Here is an 18,325-nt window from a genome sequence, read left to right as displayed (position 1 = left end):
CCTACAGGGACTTCACAGCGGTGAGGAACTTCGCCCAGGAGGACTCGGCGTCGTCCTTCTTGTCCACGTCCACGCGGGTGAGGGCCTGCTGCATGGCGTCGTTGATGGCAAAGAACTTCGGGCCCTTGAACGGGGTGGCGCCCACGGCCTTGGCCCGCTCGGCGAAGATCTTTCCGGTGGGGGCATTGTTGAAGAACTTGTTGGTCTGCCCCAGCAGAGCCTCGCTGTCGAGCGCCTTGACCTGGCTCGGGAAGTTGCCCTTGGCGGTGAAGGCCTTGATCTGCTGCTCCGGGGCGGTCAGCCAGGCGGCGAGCTTCTTGGCTTCGGCCTGGTGCTTGCCCTGCGCCGGCACGGTCAGGTACGAACCTCCCCAGTTTCCGCCGCCGCCGGGGAAGACGTTGGCGACGTCCCAGCCCTTGACGCCGGTGGCGTTGCCCTCGATCACACCGAGCATCCAGCCCGGGCAGAGGGTGGTGGCGAACTTCTGGGACTGGAAACCGGCCACCCAGTCGTTGCTCCACTGGCCCAGGTGCGCGGAGAGGTTGTCCTTCGTCGAGGCGTTGAGGACCTTGGTGTAGACGTCCTTGACGGCGGGGTTCTCGGCGGCAATGACAGTGCCGTCCTCGTTTTCGTAGGCCTTTTCCAGCTGGTTGCTCATGCCCTGGTAGATGGCTCCGGCGGAATCGAACCAGGCCGCGCCGGTCTTCGCGGCGACAAACTTCTTGCCGGCGTCGAAGTAGCTGTCCCAGGTGGTGCCGAGCATCTTGGCGACGGATTCGCGGTCCGTCGGCAGTCCTGCCGCCTTGAGCAGTGCCGAGTTGTAGCAGACAGCCTCGGGACCGGAGTCTGTGCCGTAGCCGATCAGGCGGCCGTCCTGCGTGGTCGCCGCCTCGGTCTTCCAGTCCAGCCAGCGGCCTTCGACGGCGGGATCCTTCAGGTCCACGAACTGGTCCGGATACTGCTTGAGTTCGGAGAGCCAGTCAACCTCGATAGCTTCGAGGTCCGAGAGGCCCGATCCCGCCGCCAGGCGGGTGGTCAGGTTGTCGCGCGCTTCGTTGGTGGTGGCGGCTTTCTTGTGCTGGATCTTGACGTTGGGGTTGAGTGATTCGTACTCCTTGAGCAAGCTCTCGTAGCCGAACTCGTTGAACGTGGCGAGGGTGAGGGTTACAGGCTCCTTCCCCGTCTCGCCGGTGGGTGCCGCGGCTTTGGGGGCGTCTGCTCCGCAGGCGCTCAGGGCAAGGGTGAGGCAGGCAGCCGACGCCGACAGGGCGGCGAGCTTGCGGGGAAATTTCACGCGGGGACTCCTTTGTCAGGGTATGGCACGAAGAGTGCGGGGCGATGCGCCCAGAGCTGGGAGCGCTCCCGTGACTCGCATGGGAGCGCTCCCACAAGCATGGTGTCGCACATCACAATGAATTGTCAAGGTGGCGCCCTTGGCGGAATCGGGGCCCTTGCCGGGCCTTGAGGCCGGTGTTAGGCTTCCCGGCGGGAGCGCTCCCACACCGTGCCCTTCCCGGCAGCGGGGCGCCTGATTCCCTTTTGCTCCACTCCACAGCCCGTGCAAAACCGCACCCCAACGAGAGCAGGACAAGCAATGCCGCTAGCCCACCTCCGCCGCCACCGCGCGGCCCAATCCACGTCGTTCCGGGCGCCAACGCACCACCAGAGACGGCTGCTGGCCGGCGCGGTAGCGGTGATGCTTGGCGTGCTGGGCGCCGCAGCCGCCCCCGCCGCCAACGCCGCTCCGCCCCCGGCGATGAACCCGGCAGTGAACCAGGCGAAGACCACGCCCGCGCCGCCCCCCGACTTCGGCCCCAACGTGCGGATCTTCGATCCCGGCATGCCGGTGGCCGCCATCCAGGCCGAGGTGGACGCCATAGCGGCCAAACAGGTCGACGACGAGATGGGCACCAACCGTTATTCCCTGCTGTTCAAGCCCGGCACCTATGGCAGCCCGGAAACGCCGCTGATCATCCAGGTGGGCTATTCGACCGAAGTGGCCGGCCTGGGCGCCTCACCCACGGACGTCACCATCAACGGCCATGTGGACACGTACAACCGGTGCCTGACCGCGGACAACTGCATCGCCCTGAACAACTTCTGGCGCTCCGTCTCCAACCTCACCATCAATGTCACCGGTCTGGAGGGCTGCCGCAGCTCGGCGAACTTCTGGGCGGCTTCGCAGGCATCGCCCATGCGGCGGGTCAACATCACCGGCGGCAACCTCTCCCTGATGGACTACTGCACCGCCGGCCCGCAGTACGCCAGCGGCGGCTTCATTTCCGATTCAAAAGCCGGCACGGTCATCAACGGTTCGCAGCAGCAATACCTGGTCCGCGACAGCAGCATTGGCAGCTGGTCCAACGGCGTCTGGAACCAGGTCTTCTCCGGGGTGAACGGGGCTCCGGCCCAGTCCTTCCCGAACCCGCCATACACCACACTGGCCAGCACCCCGGTCAGCCGCGAGAAGCCGTACCTGGTGCTGGATTCCGGCGGAGGGTACAACGTTGTTGTTCCCTCGGTGCGCAAGGATTCCGCAGGAACCACGTGGGAAAACGGCCCGACGGCGGGCCGCAGCCTCCCCCTGTCCGACTTCTTCGTGGCCAGGCCTACCGATTCCGTTCAGACCATCAACTCCCAACTGGCCCGCGGCAAGAACCTGCTGCTGACCCCGGGTGTCTACGACATTGATCGAAGCATCGAAGTCAAGCGTGCCAACACCGTCGTCCTCGGACTCGGCATGGCCACCCTCACCGCCGTCGACGGTTCCGTGCCGCTGACGGTCGCGGATGTCCCCGGCGTCGAAATTGCCGCCGTCACCGTGGACGCCGGCGAGAAGAATTCACCGGCACTGCTTCGCGTTGGCACCCAGCGTGCCGCAAAAGGCAACGCCCGCGCCCACAACGGCTGGAGCGATCCCGCCAACCCCACCACCCTCCACGATGTCTTCTTCCGGATCGGCGGGCCCCACCTCGGCAAGGCCTCGCTGAGCCTGGAGGTCAACAGTGACGACGTGCTCCTGGACCACATCTGGGCCTGGCGCGCCGACCACGGAAACGGCGTGGGCTGGACTACGAACACCGCAGACAACGGCGTCATCATCAACGGCGACAACGTCACCGCCACCGGCCTGTTCGTCGAGCACTACCAGCAGTACAACGTGATCTGGAACGGCGAACGCGGGAAGACGATTTTCTTCCAGAACGAACTGCCTTACGACGCGCCCAACCAGGCCGCCTGGCAGCACGACGGCGTGCTGGGCTGGGCTGGTTACAAGGTCGCCGACTCGGTTCGGACGCACGAACTCTGGGGCGGCGGCAGCTACGTCTACAACAACGTCGACCCCACGATCCACGCCACCCGCGGATTCGAAGTGCCGGTAACGCCCGGCGTGAAGCTGCATGGCCTGCTGACGGTCAACCTCGGCGCCGGGACCCTGGACCACGTCGTCAATGACACCGGCGCAGCCGTCTCGACAGACGCGGTGGGGGTGCCCAGCTACGTCGCCGATTTCGGTTAGGACGCCTGCGGGCGGGAGCCTTCCGGCCCCGCCCGCCGGCACCGGCGCAGCTAACGCACCGTCCGGCGTCGCCCTGCAGCGCTTAGCGGATGGTGCGCCGCCGCACACCGGCCACCTGGATTCCGACTAGGAGAACGGCGCCGACCAGCATCGCGCCGGCGGCAACGCCGACTGTCGTCAGGATTGTCCCGGCCCCGGTGTCCGCGAGTTGGCCGGAGCCGGCCGTCACCACCGTCCCGTCGGCGCCGTTCGCGGCCGCCGGGGCGGCAGCCTCAGCCGGGGGGCCGGGCTCGGCCGGGTCGGCGGGAGTTCCGGGCTCCGCCGTGGCCGCCGGTGCCGCCGGTGCCGCCGGTGCCGCCAGAATTGTGAACTCCACCTGCCGCGGCGCCGAGGTGACCCCGTCGACCGACTGGGTAACTGACAAGGTGTGGCGGCCGGGAGCCAGGTGGGCCGGGAAGGGTACGCTCCATCGCCCTTCCGACACCACCAATTGCGGCAGGGCCAGGGTAACGGTCCGGGAACCGGTCGCCGCTCCACCGCTGGCCTGAGCGGCCATAGGTGTTCCGTCAATCAGCGCTTTCACCTCGGCGCCCTCGACGCCGGTTCCTTGGATAGTCCACGGAGGGGTGTCGCTGCGGATCTGCGCGCCGTCGGCGATGCCGGAGACGGCCGGGGAGGGTGGCCGGACCGTAAAGGTTGCTGCGGCGGCGGGGCTGTCCGGCACCCCTGACGTCGAGAGCACGGCCGCTACGTCCACCCTGCCGTAGGGCGCCGGGTGGTCCAGACGCACCGTCCAGTGGCCGTCGAACGGCACTGTTCCGGCGCCGTCCACCTCTCCCGACAAGGTCACCGCGGCTCCGGGCATCCCGGTGCCGTCGATCCGGGTGAGCGACACAACAGGGTTGCCGGCTGGCGTCGTCAGCGTGGGGGCGTCAAGGGCGGCAGGGGCCACCGTCACTGTGAACGACGCCGGCGCGGACCGGCTGAAGCCGTTGAGCGTCGTAGCCGTGAAGGTGAGCGGCCCGGCGGGCAGCGGGGCCGGGAACGCCCAGTTCCCCGAGGGCCCCACCGGGACCTCAAGGGTCTGCCCGGCCAAGGTGTGGGGCGCCGTAATGGCGATGCGTACCTTGGTATCGGCCGGCAGCGAGGTACTTGGCTCGGCCGGAACGCGGCCCTTGACCAGGTCCCCGGCGACCACTTCCGCGCCGCCGGCTTCCCCGGTCCGCTCGGGCTTGTTCAAGAACAGCTGGAGCTGGACGGGGCCAGGAATGGAGCCCAGCGCATCGTCGAGCGTTGTCGCGACCGCAAAGTTCTGCGCCGCGCCCCGGGGTTCCCCGGCGGAGTGTGTGCCGACGGCAAAGTTTCCGCTGATCCAGGGCCCCCCGGAGTCTCCACCGCTGGATTGGACGTCATAGGACAAGAAGCCCTTGAAGGCCCTCAAATCTCCTGCCGCGGTGGTGCGTCCTCCCACCACGTAGACGCCGGTTTCCGCTACCTCGCCGCAGGACCATCCGGTGGTGCGGCCGGACCGGCAGACAGCCTGGCCCTGGTACGGCGCTGCGGTGCCAATGATCTTGACGGAGGTTTGTCCCGGGTTGGCCGGGGTCTTCCACGTAGTGGCGGAGGGCTGCACCTTGAGCCCGGGCCGCAAATCCTTGATCACGGCAATGTCGGTGCCGATGTTGCCCGGACTCGACTCTGCACCGGTGATCGGCGAGTTATCGGGTCCGCCGAACTGGCTGAACCCGAACGATCCCAGGGGTTCGAGAACGGCCGGCAGCGAGGTGGTCGCTCCGCCGGCCGGCGCCGCGGTGGGCGGCTCGACGTCGGCCTTTGCCGCCGTTCCATCTTCGGCGCAGTGCCCGGCAGTCAGCACCAGCGGCAGGCCGGCGGGATCAAAAGCCCCGAAGCCGGCAGAGCAGATCGTCATCTTGTCGATCACGTAACCCTGCCCGCCGAAGTAGTCGTCTTCGGTCTTGATCGGAGCGCCCTTTTCCAGTTTCACGTTGGCGTAGCGGGACACGAAAGCTGCGGCCGAGATCTTTCCGGGGGCGGGCGCCGGCGCCGGGTCGAGGCTGCCGGGCGCCAGGGCCGCCGAGGTCCACGCCTCGGCTGTGTTGGTGCCGCCGGTGCGGACTATGAAGTGGCCGTCGGCGTAAGCCACAGCCTGCAGCCCGGCAGGACCGACCTCACGGACATACGCCTGGAAGAGCTGCTCGGCACTGCCGGCGACGAGTTCCGGCTTCACGGCTGCGGCCGGCGTGGCGCCTGGTCCCGTGGGAGCGGCCAGCGCGGAAGTCTTCAGCGCGGGCGCCTCGAGCGCGAATTCCGCCGGGCCGGCCTGGTTCAGTTCGTCGATCCGGGCTTGGAGCTCCACGCCGGAGCCTTCGACCACGATTTTTCCGTCCCGCAGGACAATCCCGACATAGCCAGGCAGGCCGCGCAGGGAGGGTGCAGCCTCGGCGGCCCGCTTGGCCTGCGCTCCGGCGGCGTTGAACTCCGCCAGGGTCATGCCCAGGTCCCGTCGGATCGCCTCGGCGAGCCCGGCGTCGCTGATGCCCGGTTCTGGCGAGGACGCAGCGGGTTCAACCGGCGCCGTCGGCGCGAGGGCCGCCTCCGAAGTGGGGCTGGGCGAAGGGGAAGGGGACGCCGTAGCGGGATTAGGGGACCCGGCCTCTGCCAAGGCGGGGACAGCCACAGACGACCCCGCGAGCGCCACGGCGACAGCCGCAGCTGCCCGGATTACCAGCGCGTACGTGGGAGTCTTCACCCGGTTACTCTAGTGCCCCAATTTGCCCCGGATGGCAGTCAACTCAGGAACCGTTACCCCATTGTGGCCCAAAAATTCGGCAGTTTTCAGCTGCCGCACAAAGCGCAGGAGGCTTTCCTGGCGCGCCTCGATCAGTGGCGCGAGGATCTCCTCGGGCAGGTACCGCTCATGCGGATGCGGGGTTGCGGACAGCCGGTGGTGCTCGTTGATGCCCCGCATGGCGCGTGCGTAGGACAGGGCGATGGCGTCCTCCCCGGCTCCGGCGAGGTCCTGGAGCATGGCGGCGATCATGCCGCTGCGGTCCCGGCCGGCCGAACAGTGGATCACGACGCCGCCGGGGGCTGCCGCGACGGCCCTGAACACTGCGGCGAGCTTGCCGGGGAAGATCCTGGCGTTGTCCGGATAGGACGCCGGGTTGTTCAGGTAAGGAACGCAGAGCGCGCGGAATTCAGCGTTGCCGGGATCCTCGGTGGGGGCGTGCACGACGTCGAACGCCGCCAGGGTCGCCTCGCCCACCCGTGGATCGGTGTCGCGGCGGCGGATCTCATCCGGGTTGCGGAGGTCGATCACGGTCCGGATGCCGCCGTCGTATGCCTGCTGCCAGCCGGTCTCGGTGAGCCATTCGCGGCGGCCCATCCGGTACACGCTGCCCGCAACATGCCACGCGTTGACGGCCCCGTCCCAAGTGACAGACCCGTCGCTGTTGACGGCCCCGTCCCAAGTGACAGACCCGTCGCTGTTGACGGCCCCGTCCCAGTTCATGGGCTTCACGGTGCCGCCCTCCGGCCGGCTAGCCACGGGACTCGTCCCGCCGCTTCCCCAGCCGGAACTCCAGGCCGCTGCGTACCATCGGCCATTCATGTTCGAGGATGGAAAACACCACGGTGTCGCGCAGCACGCCGTCGGCCGTGCGGCTGTGGCTGCGCAGCACGCCGTCCTGTTTGGCGCCCAGCCGGGCAATCGCCTCGCGGGACTGGTGGTTGAGCCAGTGCGTGCGGAATTCGACGGCGGGGCAGCCGAGCGTCTCGAAGGCATGACGGAGCAGCAACAGCTTTGAGTCCGGGTTGCTGCCGCTGCCCTGCGCGGAGGCGGCGTTCCAGGTGGAACCGATCTCCACCCGGGGTGTGGCGGCGTCGATGTTCATGTAGGTGGTCATGCCGATCACTTTCCCGGGGCCGCCGGTGGCCGGGTCAAGCAGCCGGGTGGTGAACGGCAGCATCGAGCCTGCCTGCTGCAGGGCCAGCCGTCGATCGATCTCGGCCGCCATGGCCTCCGGGGCGGGGACGGACGTGTACCAGAGTTTCCAGAGCTCGCCGTCCCGGACTGCCTCCACCAGGCCGTCGTGGTGGGCATGGCTCAGCGGTTCCAGCACCACGTGCTGGCCGGTGAGGGTGATGGGTTCAATGCGCGGCGGGGCGGTAGTCACCGCACCATCCTAGGCATGCCGGCCCCTCGCTGGCGCCCGGACGGATCCCCCAATGAGCATCCGTCCGGGACCGGCTCAGGCGGTCCAGTCGAAGAAGCCCTGGCCGGTCTTGCGTCCGAGTTCGCCGCGGGCCACCTTGTCCCGGAGGATCTGCGGTGGCGCAAAGCGCTCGCCCAGGGTGGAGGCCAGATACTCGGCGATGCCGAGCCGGACGTCGAGGCCGACGATGTCGGTGGTGCGCAGCGGACCGGTCGGGTGTTTGTAGCCCAGGACCATGGCGTTGTCGATGTCCTCGGCCGAGGCGACGCCTTCCTCGACCATGCGCATCGCCTCGAGGGCGATTGCGACGCCCAGCCGCGAGGAGGCGAAGCCCGGGGCGTCATTGACGACGACGGCGGTCTTGCCGAGCGCTTCGACCCAGCCGCGGGCGGCCTGGGCGAGGGCCCCGCTTGTCTGCTCGCCGAGGACGACCTCGATCAGGGTGGACGCGGGAACCGGGTTGAAAAAGTGCAGGCCCAGGAAGTTCTGCGGGCGCTTCAGCTCGCGGGCCAGGCCGTTGACGGAGAGCGAGGAGGTGTTGGAGGCGAGGTACGCGTCCGTGGCGAGCCGCTCCTCGATCCCGCGCAGCGAGGCCACCTTCAGGTCCCAGTCCTCGGGTACGGCCTCGATGACCAACTGCCGGTCCTTGAAGTCCTCATAGTCCACGGTCACGGAGAGGCGGGAGACCATCTCGTCGAGGTTGCCGTCGGTGGCGCCGCGCTCGATACTCTTGGCCGCCGCGGACTCCACGCGCTCGCGGGCCGCCTCGGCGGACTCCTCGTCACGCTCGACGACGAGCACGTTGGCGCCGTTGATCAGGAAGGCATGGGCGATGCCCGCGCCCATCCGTCCGCCGCCGAGCACCCCAACAAAGTCGGGAAGGCCAGTTGCAGGCAGGTTGGCGGGGAGTACCGAGTTGCTCATATCTACTTCTTCCGGTCTGGATTGGGGCCTGGCGTGGCGGCTGGCTTCTTGCTCACTTCGCGGCCGACTCTTGGGCTGACTCTCGGGCTGATTTCTTGTCCGATTTCTTGTCCAGGAAAGCCTGCATACGGTCGAACTTCGCCTGCGATTCGAAGAGGATGCCCTGCGCCAGCTGGTCGATCAGCGGGTGCGCCTCAGCCGGGGCATGGAACACGGACTTGGTGATCCGCACCGCGAGCGGGTCCTGCTGCGCGATCCGGTCCGCCAGCGCGTGGGCGGCGTCCATCAGCTCCGCGGGTTCGTGCACCTCGGTGATGAGCCCGACCGCGAGCGCCCGGTCGGCGCGGAGTACTGCGCCGGCCAGGAGGATGTCCTTGGCCACCGGCTCCCCCACCAGCTCCTTGAGGCGCCAGCTGGCCCCGGCGGCGGCGAGGATGCCGAGGCCCGTCTCGGGGTTGCCGATCCGGACCCCCGGGGTGCCGATCCGGAAGTCGGCGGCGTAGGCCAATTCGGCGCCGCCGCCCAGGCAGAAGCCGTCGAGGGCCGCGATGACCGGCATCGGCAGCTTGGCGATCCGGACGAAGATGGTGGAGTTGATGCCCTGCAGGGCGTCGTCGCGGCGGCGTTCCCGCAGCTGCGCGATGTCGGCGCCGGAGGCGAATACGCCTTCCGTGCCGGCAAGGATCAGCACCTTGGGGGTCTGCTCGAGGTACGCGCAGACGCTGTGGAGCTCATCGACCATCTGCTGGTCGATCGCGTTGCGGACCTCCGGGCGGTTGAGCAGGACCACCAGCCGGTCCTCGCGCTCCTCGACCAGGAGCGTGCCGAAGCCTGCGGTGTCCAGACCGCCGGACCGGGCCGCCACTAGACGCGCTCCAGCAGCATGGCTGTGCCCTGGCCGACGCCGATGCACATGGTGGCGAGGCCGATTTTGGCGTCTTCGCGCTCCATCCGGCCCAGCAGGGTGATGGCAATCCGGGACCCGGACGAGCCGAGCGGATGTCCCAGGGAGATCGCGCCGCCGTCGCGGTTCACAATCTCCGGGTCGAGGCCGAGCCGGCGCATGCTGGCCAGCGACTGGGTGGCGAAGGCCTCGTTGAGTTCGACGGCGCCGAGGTCACCGACGTCGAGCCCGCTTCGGGCGAGGACCTTCCGGGTGGCCGGGACCGGGCCGATGCCCATGATCTCTGGCTCGCAGCCGGCCGAGGCGCCGTCGATGATGCGGGCCCGCGGGGTGAGCCCGAGCTTCTGGATCGCGGCCTCGGAGGCGACGATGATCGCGGAGGCGCCGTCGTTGAGCGTGGAGGAGTTGCCGGCGGTGACCACGGAGCCGCCCGCGACGACGGGGCGCAGCCCGGACAACACGTCCATGGTGGTGCCGGCGCGGGGGCCTTCATCGGTGTCCACGACCGTCTCGCCCTTGCGCGTCTTGACGGTCACGGGAACGATTTCGTCCGCGAAGCGGCCGGCGGCAATCGCGGCGAGCGAACGCTCGTGTGAGCGGACGGCGAACGCGTCGGCGTCCTCGCGGGAAATGCCGTCCACGCGGGCGACTTCCTCGGCCGTCTCCGGCATGGAGTAGGTCATCTTGCCGTCGCGGGAGAGCTCGCCCTTCTGGAACAGCGGGTTGGCGAAGCGCCAGCCGATCGAGGTATCGAAAATTTGGCCCGGCTTGGCGAAGGCGGTCTGCGGCTTTTCCTGCACCCAGGGGGCGCGGCTCATGGATTCGACGCCGCCTGCAATGACGATATCTGCGGCGCCGGCCTTGATCATCTGGCTGGCCATGATGATGGCGCTCAGGCCGGAGGCGCAGAGCCGGTTAACGGTAATGCCGGGGATGTGGAGCGGTAGTCCGGCCAGGATGGTGGCCATCCGGGCGACGTTGCGGTTCTCCTCGCCGGCTCCGTTGGCGTTGCCGAGGATGACCTCGTCGATGGCGTCCGGGTCGATCCCGGCACGGGCGACAGCTTCACGGACCACCAGCGCCGCCAGGTCATCGGGCCGGACCGCGGAAAGGGCGCCGCCGTACCGTCCCACGGGAGTGCGGGCACCGCCAACAAGAAAAGCCTCGACCATGAGAACATCCTTCACCAAGGGAGCAGGGCCGGCAGCAGAGTAAATTACCGACCGTTCGTTCTATAAAGATTACACAACGGGTCAAGGCGGTCAACCGGACGGCCCCGGATGACGTGGCGTCGACTCAGGCCACGGTGATGCCCAGGTGGCCGGCCAGCAGCGGGGCCAGCAGGCTGAGCTGGTGCTCGTCGACCACGATGCCGGCGAGGCTGCCGAGGCCGCTGAGGGACCGGAACTCCGTGCCGCGCAGGTCGAAGTCCTTCAGTCGCGCTCCACTGAAGTCCAGGCTGCCGATGGTGCAGTTCTTCAGCGCCACCCGGGTCGCCGTGCAGGAGCCAAGGTCCAGTTCGTTGATGATGCAATCGCTGATCTGCACGTCCACCAGCTTGGAGCCGCGGAGGTTGACGTAGTCCAGCTTGCCGCCGTCGATCCGCACCGACTGCCAGCCGCTTTCATACAGTTCCGCCGACCCCCAGCGGGGGTTGCGGAGTTCGACGTCGCGCAGGCTTGAGCGCGCCGCCGTGAAGACCGGGGCGTAGATCTCGGCCAGGACGCAGTCGCGGAAACTCGCGCCGCGCAGCTGGGTTTCATTAAAGGAGGCGCCGGAGAACTCGCACTCGGCGAAATCCGTGCCGCTGAGCTCCAGCCCGTCCGCGGCCGCGCGGGTGTACCGGACGCCGTCGTAGCGCTCCCCGCGGCGGAAATCGGGGGCAGGATCCTCCGCGAGGTCCGCCAGCTGGACCGGCGTGAGGCGCGGGGCGGTGACCTTGGCTGCGCCGGAGGGCTTGGCCATCACTGTAACTCCGCCTTGGCAGCGGTCTTGGCTGGGACAGGGGTGGTTGTGGGCTCCATGGTTTCGAGCCTAGCCGGGCGGATCGAAAACCCTGGGCACGGACCGAATCGAATGATCTCGCAAAAGGGCTTGAATTAGTAAGCATGCTTCGTGTTATGGTGAAACTGCGTTGAATTTCAACCGGAAACGAAAGGTGGAGTACACCATGGGTATCGGAGACAAGATTCAGAACGAGGCGGAGCACCTCGGCGGCAAGGCCAAGGAAGCTACCGGAAACGCCACGGACAACGACCGCCTGAAGGCCGAAGGCCAGAAGGACCAGGTCGTCGCCGACGCGAAGAAGGTCGGCGAAAACGTCAAGGACGCCGTCAAGCGCGACTAGTCCTAAAAATCGACGGCGTCGGACATTCCTTTGGGGGATGTCCGGCGCCGTTTTTTGTGCCCGGATGCAAGACTGTCCGAACACGACTCCCGCACGACCCGACCTAGGAGTGCCCATGGCCAGGAATGCCGCCAACCGGGGCGAAGACCCGGACCCGGCCCTGCATAACGTCGACCTCAGCGGGGCCAGCCTCGCCGCCGGCGGCTCCCCCCGGCTCCGCGGCTACCTGGCGGAACCGGAAGGGGACGGTCCCTTCCCGGCCGTGCTGATGATCCATGAGGCGTTCGGCCTGGATGGCATCACGGTCCGGCACGCAGAGCGGATGGCGGCCGCCGGCTATCTCACCCTGGCTGTGGACCTGTTCAGCGACGGCGGGGCGCGCCGCTGCCTCGTCTCGACCATGCGTTCCCTGGCTGCCGGGCAGGGGCGCGCGTTCACGGACCTGGCGACGGCGCGGCAGTGGCTGTTGGACTCCGGCCGCACGACCGGAAAAATCGGCGTCATCGGGTTCTGCATGGGCGGCGGCTTCGCCCTGCTGCTGGCCAATGACGGCTTCGACGCCGCGGCGGTGAACTACGGCAGGCTGCCCAAGGACCCGGAAACGGCGCTGGCGGGCGCCTGCCCGATCGTGGCCAACTTCGGCGCGAAGGACCGTTCCCTTTCCGGGGCGGCGGCACGGCTGACCTCCGTGCTTGAGTCCCTCGGCGTTGAACACGACATCAAGGAATTCGCGACCGCCGGCCACTCGTTCCTGAACGATGAGGAAACGGGACCCAGGCCGCTGCGTCCGTTGTTCCGCGTCCTCGGCGTCGGGCCCGATCCGCAGGCCGCACCCACGGCCTGGCGCAGGATCGAAGACCATTTCGCCCGGCACCTGAAGGACTAGGCGCCAGATCCCGCATCGGCTGCTCCAACGGTGCCTTTTGCAGCCCCGGAACGGCCGTTACGGAGCAGTCGATGGAACAAACGACGGCGGCGGCCACCTTGTTCGGGTGGCCGCCGCCGTCGTTGGTCATTCAGGACCGGAGCCCTAGCTGAAGAGCTGGCTCTTCGGTTCGTTGTTCTTGACCTTCTGCCAGCCGAGCCAGAGGACCACCGCGAAGAACGGGATGGTCGCCAGGGTCCACAGGCCCAGCGGGAAGACCTCCCCGGTCTTACTGGTCATCGTGTCGAAGCCGATCAGCACGGTGATGGCCAGCAAGGCCACCAGTCCGGCCCAGCTTGTCCACGGTGAGCCCGGCATGGGCAGGGAGGACACGTTGCCCTTGGTCTTGCGCAGCGCGATCTGGCTGGCGAAAATCGAGCCCCACGTGAAGATGACGCCGATCGAGGCGGTGTTGAGTGCGAGGTCGAAGGCGTGCGAGCCGCCAAGCCAGATGTTGAGCAGGATGCCGACCAGGTAGACCGAGCCGATCGCCAGGATCGCGGCGTAGGGGACGTGGCTCTTGGACATCCGGGTCAGCCACTGCGGGGCATGCCCGTTGTTGGCCATGGTGCGGAAGATCCGGCCAATCGAGTACAGGCCCGAGTTGCAGGACGACAGTGCGGCGGTGATCACGATCATGTTCATAACGTCGCCCATCCACGGCAGGCCCATCTGGCCGAAGACGGTGACGAACGGCGAGGTGCCGGCCTTGTACTGGTCCGAGGGCAGCAGCATCGCCAGGAGGGTCACCGACCCGACGTAGAACACGACGATCCGGATCACGACGGCGCGGATCGCCTTCGGGACCTCCTTGGCCGGGTCCTCCATCTCGCCGGCGGTGATGCCGACGAGCTCGATGGCGTTGTAGGCGAAGATCACGGCGTTCAGCACGAGGATCATCACGAGGGCGCCCTTGGGGAACATGCCGCCGTCCGCCGCGAAGAGGTTGTTCACCGAGGCGTGGCCGTCGCCGACCTTGGCGTTGGTGACCACCATGAAGGTGCCGACGGCCAGGAAGATCAGGATGGCCGCGACCTTGAGGACGGAGGCCCAGAACTCGAACTCGCCAAACGCCTTGACGCTCAGCAGATTCACTCCGACGAGGAGCAGCAGCGCCGCGATGGCGGTCAGCTCCACCGGCACGTTGGGGAAGAAGAACTGGAAGTACAGCCCGATCGCGATCAGCTCGGCGATGCCGGTCATGGCCCAGTTGATGAAGTACATCCAGCCGGACAGGTAGGCACCCTTCTTGCCGAACATCTCACCGGCGTAGCTGACGAAGGAGCCGGAGGTCTGGCGGTACATGATGAGCTCGCCAAGGGCGCGCATCAGCAGGTAGGCGATGACGCCCGCAATGGCGTAGGAGAAGATCAGCGCGGGGCCGGTCGAAGCCAGGCGGCCGCCGGCGCCCATGAAGAGGCCGACGCCGATTGCGCCGCCCATGGCGATCATGGTGACCTGGCGGCCGTTCAGGGACTTCTTGTAGCCCTCGGCGCTGAGGGTCGAGTCGACGACGGCGGATTGCGCCGGCGCGCTCTTAACGTCTGTGGAAGTACTTTGTGGCACAACAGTTCCTTGTAGGTCGGGGTATTGCCGCGACGGGAAGGCGGCTCCGGGAGCAGAAGTACGGACCCGGCCTGTGCCCTGAGCCCAGGAAACGGGCAGGGTTTTAGACCGAAACTCACAACGGGTCGCAGCGTCGCGCGGCACGTCCATAGTACTAGCTTTCGGCGCCGCACCGTGACGCGGGCTACACCCGGAACCGCCGAAAATACGAAATTAAAACAACGTTTTGGCGCAAAAGCGCTGGTCAGGCCGAGGTTTCCATTACTCTGAGCGAACCGGCGGGGACGTTCCCGCTGGTTCGCCTGCAACGTCACTGCAGGCCATGGCAGCAGTGCCGTGAGTCAGGGGGGACTATGAAACAGAGAGCGCTACTGCCCGCAGTGCTGCTTCTCGTACTGGCAGGGTGTTCGAGCGGCGGTTCCGGTCCGGCCACACCCAGCACCGGCAGCAGCACCGCAGAAACGCCGGCACAATCATCATCATCATCAGGATCTCCGGCGCCGAGCGCGTCCGAACCGGCCGATGTTTCCACTTCGCTTAACGCACCCGAGGCCTTGCGCGAGCCCATCTGCCGCGCGACGGCCGACGGGTCGTGGTCCTTCACGGGGACCCTGGTCAACAGCAGCGACAAGAACAAAGTGTTCACCGTGGCAATCGCGGTCACCGCCGGCCCTGCCGTGGCAGGGCACACGATCATCACCAAAACCGTCGCTGCCGGCAAGTCGGCCGAGATTGCAGCACCGAACTTTGCCAAGACCAAGGACAGCGCCGGGACCTGCACACCGGTCGTCTCCGTAGAGGATGCGCCATGAAAAAACTACTTGTCATCTCAGCGGTGGTGCTCGGGCTCGCGGCCGGACCGCTGGCGGTCGGACCGGCCTTCGCCGAGACCGCACCGCTGCCGCAGGACACAGCCAGCCCCACGGCAACGGACACGGCCGCGCCGACCGAGTCGGCGTCGACCCCCGCCATTCCGGGTCCGGAACTAAGCACGTCCCCGACAGCGACGGCGGAGCCCACCGTGGAGCCGACCTCCACTGTTGCGGAGCCAACGCCGACGCCGACGCCGACTCCGACGGAGGAGCCGACGTCGCCGTCAGTCGTTGTCCTGGGCGCCATCCAGGCGAAATGGACTGCGCTGAAGGGCGCAGCCGGTGCCCTCGGCGCACCGACCGCCAACCAGGCCTGCTCTCTCGACGTCTGCAGCCAGGTGTTCGAAGGCGGATCCGTCTTCTGGACCGCTGCAACCGGCGCGCACCCGGTGCTGCGGACGGCCGGCCACACGGGCCCCCGCTGGCACGCGCAGGGAGGCTTGGCGCTCTACGGCTATCCGGTCACGGACGAAACCGCGGTCACGGGCGGAACCATCCAGAAGTTTTCCAGTGGGCGGTTCCTCACCTGGACCACCAAGGGAATCCAGCAGATCTGGTCACGCGGCGCCATCGGCGCCCTGTGGCGGGCCCAAGGTGAGGCCGCCGGGCTCGGGCTGCCGACCACCGCCGAGGTCTGCGGGCTGACGGCGCGGGGCTGTTCTCAGTTCTTCGCCCATGGAGCGGTGTTCTGGTCCCCGAGGACCCCCGCCCAGGTTCTCAAGGGGACCATCTACACCAGGTGGAAGGCGGCCGGCGCGCAAGCCGGCGTCATGGGCTATCCCACCGGCCCCAGGACCTGTGGCCAGGCTGCCGGCGGATGCCTGCAGCGGTTCCAGGGCGGAACCGTCTACTGGTCCTCGGCAACCGGGTCCTGGATCTCCCGCGGCGGCCTCGGAGCCCGGTACGTCCGGGTGGGGGCCACCCGGAGCAGCCTGGGCTACCCGCTCGCCAACGAAAAGTGCGTTCCGGGGCAGTGCATCCAGGCCTTCCAGCGGGGGTTCATCGGCTGGACGGTGAAGCCGGGATACCGGGTCTTCGGGATGTCGGAGTGCCAGAACCTCAACAACGGCAAGTCCAAGTACCCCACCTACGGCGCGAACCGGGTCCTCCTCACGTGGACCCAGGGCTACGGACTGAACCATGCGACCAACCTGTACTGCATGAAGATCGCCGGGACGTACGTGCCGGACTGGCGGACTGACGGGTACGTCGGTAAGTCCGGGTTCAAGCCGCCGGGAGTTCCGTCCGGCCCCACCCGGAACCTGTTCTCCCCCACCGGATCGTTCTCCGTGACCGAGGCCTTTGGCCTGGGCAACCCCGGCACGAAGCTTTCGTACCGCACGCTCAACCCGCGCTCACGCTGGGGCGGCAACCCCTGGACGGCCACCTACAACAAGTACCACGAGTCCTCGTCCTGGGTTGGCTGGGACGAGAACATGTGGTGGTTCGCCAGCCTGGGCTACTACCGCCAGGGCGTGGTCATCAACTACAACCGGCCGAACATTGTCCAGGATGCGGGCTTCGCCATCTTCCTGCACATGAACAAGATCCCGACGGCCGGCTGCATCTCCCTGGATGACTGGGCGGTGGTGGACTACATCCGCAAGTCCACCCCGGGCGACCGGATCATCATGGGGACCTACGGGGCGCTGTTCCGATAGATTCCCGGCTCTGCAGCTACACGGCTAACGCCCGGCGCCCTCGGCCCGGGCGTTAGCCGTGTCCGCTCGGCGGCGGGGCTAGGCTGGTGGCATGGGTCCCGCTCTCCGTCAACCACCTGCGCAGCGTCCGGAACTGTACGCATTCTCCCGGCTGGACCTCATCACGGCGGGGATTTACGTGGCAGTGGGGGCGGTCTTCGCCACCGCCTCAGGCCTGCTGGCGCCGCTCGTGCTGCAGCTCTCGCCCAATCCGGCGGTGGCGTCCTACGCGGTGAACCTTCTGGTCTATGCGGTCATCGGCCTGCTCGCCCTGTTCGCGGCACGCCAAGTCGCGCGCCGGGATCTCCGCGTCCTGGCCACGAGACCCTGGTTCACCCTCCTGACGGTGCCGCTGGCCGTGGTGGCTGCGATGATCCTGACCGCCATCCTGGTGGCCGTGGCAGGGACCCCGCAAACCTCCGCCAACCAAGCCGGCCTGCAGGCACTCATGCAGCAGGTCCCGGCCTGGCTAATGGTGCCGCTGCTGGTGATTGTGGGCCCCTTCGTGGAGGAGTACATGTTCCGGCACCTGCTGATCGGCAAGTTGAGCCGGAAGCTGAACATCTGGCTCTGCTGCGCGCTCTCCGTCGTGCTGTTCGCGGCCATGCACGTCGTGGGCCAGGAGGCGCTGACGCTGCCCGTGCTGATGCCCTATCTCGCCATGGGCGCCACCCTGGTGTTCGTCTACGTCTGGACGGGCAAGAATGTGATGTTCTCCTACTTCGTCCATGCCTCGAAGAACCTGCTGGCCGTCATCTTCATCTACGCCATCCCGCCGGAAATCCTCGAGCAGCTGCAGTAGCGCCCGGAAAAACAACAGCGAAAGTTGCCCCGGCGGCACCCTAGCGCCGCGGGCGCCGTCGTCGTAGGTTTTTCCCATGGCACTGAACATCCAAATCGCTGTCGACTGCGTCGACCCGCACGCCCTTGCGGACTGGTGGGCCGAAACCCTGGACTGGGCCGTGGAGCCGCAGGACGAGGACTTCATCCGTTCCATGATCAAGCAGGGTTTCGCGACGGACGCGGAGACCAAGCGGCACCACGGAATGCTTGTCTGGCGGGACGGCGCCGCCATCCGGCCGCCCGAGGACCTGGGCGTCAAGCCCGCCTCACGCCGGATTCTTTTCCAGACCGCGCCGGAGGCGAAGACCGTCAAGAACCGCGTCCACTGGGATGTGAACCTGGCCGGCGCTGACAAGGACGAGGTCCGGGCCGCGCTCGAGGCCCGCGGCGCGACGTACCTGTGGACCGCCAACGAGGGCCCGCATTCCTGGCACACCATGGCGGACCCGGAAGGCAACGAGTTCTGTATCAGCTGAGCCGATTACTAGA

General features: G+C 67.6%; 16 protein-coding genes. 7 read left to right on the top strand and 9 right to left on the bottom strand.

Going from position 1 to position 18,325, the window contains the following annotated elements:
- Position 1 precedes the first annotated feature (1 nt).
- The gene (locus tag AC1DBD_RS01760) at positions 2 to 1,294 is read right to left on the bottom strand and encodes an ABC transporter substrate-binding protein (RefSeq protein WP_476981301.1); all 1,293 of its coding nucleotides are present in this window, start codon (positions 1,292 to 1,294) and stop codon (positions 2 to 4) included.
- A 402-nt stretch (positions 1,295 to 1,696) separates the two neighbouring features.
- Here AC1DBD_RS01760 and AC1DBD_RS01755 point away from each other — a divergent pair, with 402 nt between their 5' ends.
- The gene (locus AC1DBD_RS01755) at positions 1,697 to 3,520 is read left to right on the top strand and encodes an adenylyl cyclase (RefSeq protein WP_476981453.1); all 1,824 of its coding nucleotides are present in this window, start codon (positions 1,697 to 1,699) and stop codon (positions 3,518 to 3,520) included.
- Between the two features lie 82 nt (positions 3,521 to 3,602).
- Here the strand turns inward: AC1DBD_RS01755 and AC1DBD_RS01750 are convergent, their stop codons facing one another.
- From AC1DBD_RS01750 to AC1DBD_RS01720, 7 genes are all read right to left on the bottom strand, one after another.
- Positions 3,603 to 6,290: a S1 family peptidase gene (locus AC1DBD_RS01750; protein WP_476981300.1), complete on the bottom strand. Its 2,688-nt coding sequence runs from the start codon at positions 6,288 to 6,290 to the stop codon at positions 3,603 to 3,605.
- A 9-nt stretch (positions 6,291 to 6,299) separates the two neighbouring features.
- The gene (locus AC1DBD_RS01745) at positions 6,300 to 7,088 is read right to left on the bottom strand and encodes a tyrosine-protein phosphatase (RefSeq protein WP_476981299.1); all 789 of its coding nucleotides are present in this window, start codon (positions 7,086 to 7,088) and stop codon (positions 6,300 to 6,302) included.
- Positions 7,081 to 7,716 carry a GNAT family N-acetyltransferase gene (locus tag AC1DBD_RS01740; RefSeq protein WP_441416856.1) on the bottom strand — a complete coding sequence of 212 codons (636 nt, stop codon included), beginning with the start codon at positions 7,714 to 7,716 and terminating at the stop codon, positions 7,081 to 7,083. The genes AC1DBD_RS01745 and AC1DBD_RS01740 overlap by 8 nt, the downstream gene beginning before the upstream one ends.
- A 75-nt stretch (positions 7,717 to 7,791) precedes the next feature.
- Positions 7,792 to 8,679 carry a 3-hydroxyacyl-CoA dehydrogenase family protein gene (locus AC1DBD_RS01735; protein ID WP_476981298.1) on the bottom strand — a complete coding sequence of 296 codons (888 nt, stop codon included), beginning with the start codon at positions 8,677 to 8,679 and terminating at the stop codon, positions 7,792 to 7,794.
- A 52-nt stretch (positions 8,680 to 8,731) separates the two neighbouring features.
- Entirely contained in the window at positions 8,732 to 9,544 is an 813-nt protein-coding gene (locus tag AC1DBD_RS01730; RefSeq protein WP_476981297.1) for an enoyl-CoA hydratase/isomerase family protein, read from the bottom strand.
- Positions 9,544 to 10,755: a thiolase family protein gene (locus AC1DBD_RS01725; protein ID WP_476925416.1), complete on the bottom strand. Its 1,212-nt coding sequence runs from the start codon at positions 10,753 to 10,755 to the stop codon at positions 9,544 to 9,546. Before AC1DBD_RS01725 ends, AC1DBD_RS01730 begins: the two co-directional genes overlap by 1 nt.
- A 124-nt stretch (positions 10,756 to 10,879) precedes the next feature.
- Positions 10,880 to 11,548, bottom strand: a complete 669-nt coding sequence (locus AC1DBD_RS01720) for a pentapeptide repeat-containing protein (RefSeq protein WP_441417829.1) — start codon at positions 11,546 to 11,548, stop codon at positions 10,880 to 10,882.
- Positions 11,549 to 11,753: 205 nt separating this feature from the next.
- Between AC1DBD_RS01720 and AC1DBD_RS01715 the strand changes: the two genes are divergently transcribed.
- Both AC1DBD_RS01715 and AC1DBD_RS01710 read left to right on the top strand, forming a co-directional pair.
- Positions 11,754 to 11,930: a CsbD family protein gene (locus AC1DBD_RS01715; RefSeq protein ID WP_138768393.1), complete on the top strand. Its 177-nt coding sequence runs from the start codon at positions 11,754 to 11,756 to the stop codon at positions 11,928 to 11,930.
- A gap of 115 nt (positions 11,931 to 12,045) precedes the next feature.
- Positions 12,046 to 12,816: a dienelactone hydrolase family protein gene (locus AC1DBD_RS01710; RefSeq protein WP_476925417.1), complete on the top strand. Its 771-nt coding sequence runs from the start codon at positions 12,046 to 12,048 to the stop codon at positions 12,814 to 12,816.
- 144 nt (positions 12,817 to 12,960) lie between these two features.
- Here AC1DBD_RS01710 and AC1DBD_RS01705 read toward each other — a convergent pair whose 3' ends face one another.
- Complete coding sequence (locus AC1DBD_RS01705) at positions 12,961 to 14,421, bottom strand: amino acid permease (protein ID WP_441416851.1); 1,461 nt, start codon at positions 14,419 to 14,421, stop codon at positions 12,961 to 12,963.
- A 380-nt stretch (positions 14,422 to 14,801) separates the two neighbouring features.
- Here AC1DBD_RS01705 and AC1DBD_RS01700 point away from each other — a divergent pair, with 380 nt between their 5' ends.
- The 4 genes from AC1DBD_RS01700 (at position 14,802) to AC1DBD_RS01685 (ending at position 18,312) form a co-directional block, all read left to right on the top strand.
- The gene (locus AC1DBD_RS01700) at positions 14,802 to 15,233 is read left to right on the top strand and encodes a hypothetical protein (protein WP_476981296.1); all 432 of its coding nucleotides are present in this window, start codon (positions 14,802 to 14,804) and stop codon (positions 15,231 to 15,233) included.
- Positions 15,230 to 16,954: a hypothetical protein gene (locus AC1DBD_RS01695; RefSeq protein ID WP_476925420.1), complete on the top strand. Its 1,725-nt coding sequence runs from the start codon at positions 15,230 to 15,232 to the stop codon at positions 16,952 to 16,954. The genes AC1DBD_RS01700 and AC1DBD_RS01695 overlap by 4 nt, the downstream gene beginning before the upstream one ends.
- Positions 16,955 to 17,045: 91 nt before the next feature.
- Positions 17,046 to 17,795 (top strand): lysostaphin resistance A-like protein, encoded by a 750-nt coding sequence (locus tag AC1DBD_RS01690; RefSeq protein ID WP_476925421.1) that lies wholly within the window; start codon positions 17,046 to 17,048, stop codon positions 17,793 to 17,795.
- A gap of 76 nt (positions 17,796 to 17,871) precedes the next feature.
- Positions 17,872 to 18,312, top strand: coding sequence for a VOC family protein (locus AC1DBD_RS01685; protein ID WP_476917015.1), 441 nt, complete (start codon positions 17,872 to 17,874; stop codon positions 18,310 to 18,312).
- Positions 18,313 to 18,325: the final 13 nt, after the last annotated feature.

This window comes from Arthrobacter sp. 10T419, assembly GCF_056394105.1.
This window is presented reverse-complemented; position numbering and strand designations above follow the sequence as displayed.

What these genes read in the sequence shown, in the direction of transcription:
- AC1DBD_RS01720 (WP_441417829.1), bottom strand. Translation starts at nt 11,548, where the DNA reads ATGGCCAAGCCCTCCGGCGCAGCCAAGGTCACCGCCCCGCGCCTCACG.
- AC1DBD_RS01715 (WP_138768393.1), top strand. Translation starts at nt 11,754, where the DNA reads ATGGGTATCGGAGACAAGATTCAGAACGAGGCGGAGCACCTCGGCGGC.
- AC1DBD_RS01695 (WP_476925420.1), top strand. Translation starts at nt 15,230, where the DNA reads ATGAAAAAACTACTTGTCATCTCAGCGGTGGTGCTCGGGCTCGCGGCC.
- AC1DBD_RS01755 (WP_476981453.1), top strand. Translation starts at nt 1,697, where the DNA reads ATGCTTGGCGTGCTGGGCGCCGCAGCCGCCCCCGCCGCCAACGCCGCT.
- AC1DBD_RS01735 (WP_476981298.1), bottom strand. Translation starts at nt 8,679, where the DNA reads ATGAGCAACTCGGTACTCCCCGCCAACCTGCCTGCAACTGGCCTTCCC.
- AC1DBD_RS01685 (WP_476917015.1), top strand. Translation starts at nt 17,872, where the DNA reads ATGGCACTGAACATCCAAATCGCTGTCGACTGCGTCGACCCGCACGCC.
- AC1DBD_RS01690 (WP_476925421.1), top strand. Translation starts at nt 17,046, where the DNA reads ATGGGTCCCGCTCTCCGTCAACCACCTGCGCAGCGTCCGGAACTGTAC.
- AC1DBD_RS01725 (WP_476925416.1), bottom strand. Translation starts at nt 10,755, where the DNA reads ATGGTCGAGGCTTTTCTTGTTGGCGGTGCCCGCACTCCCGTGGGACGG.
- AC1DBD_RS01710 (WP_476925417.1), top strand. Translation starts at nt 12,046, where the DNA reads ATGGCCAGGAATGCCGCCAACCGGGGCGAAGACCCGGACCCGGCCCTG.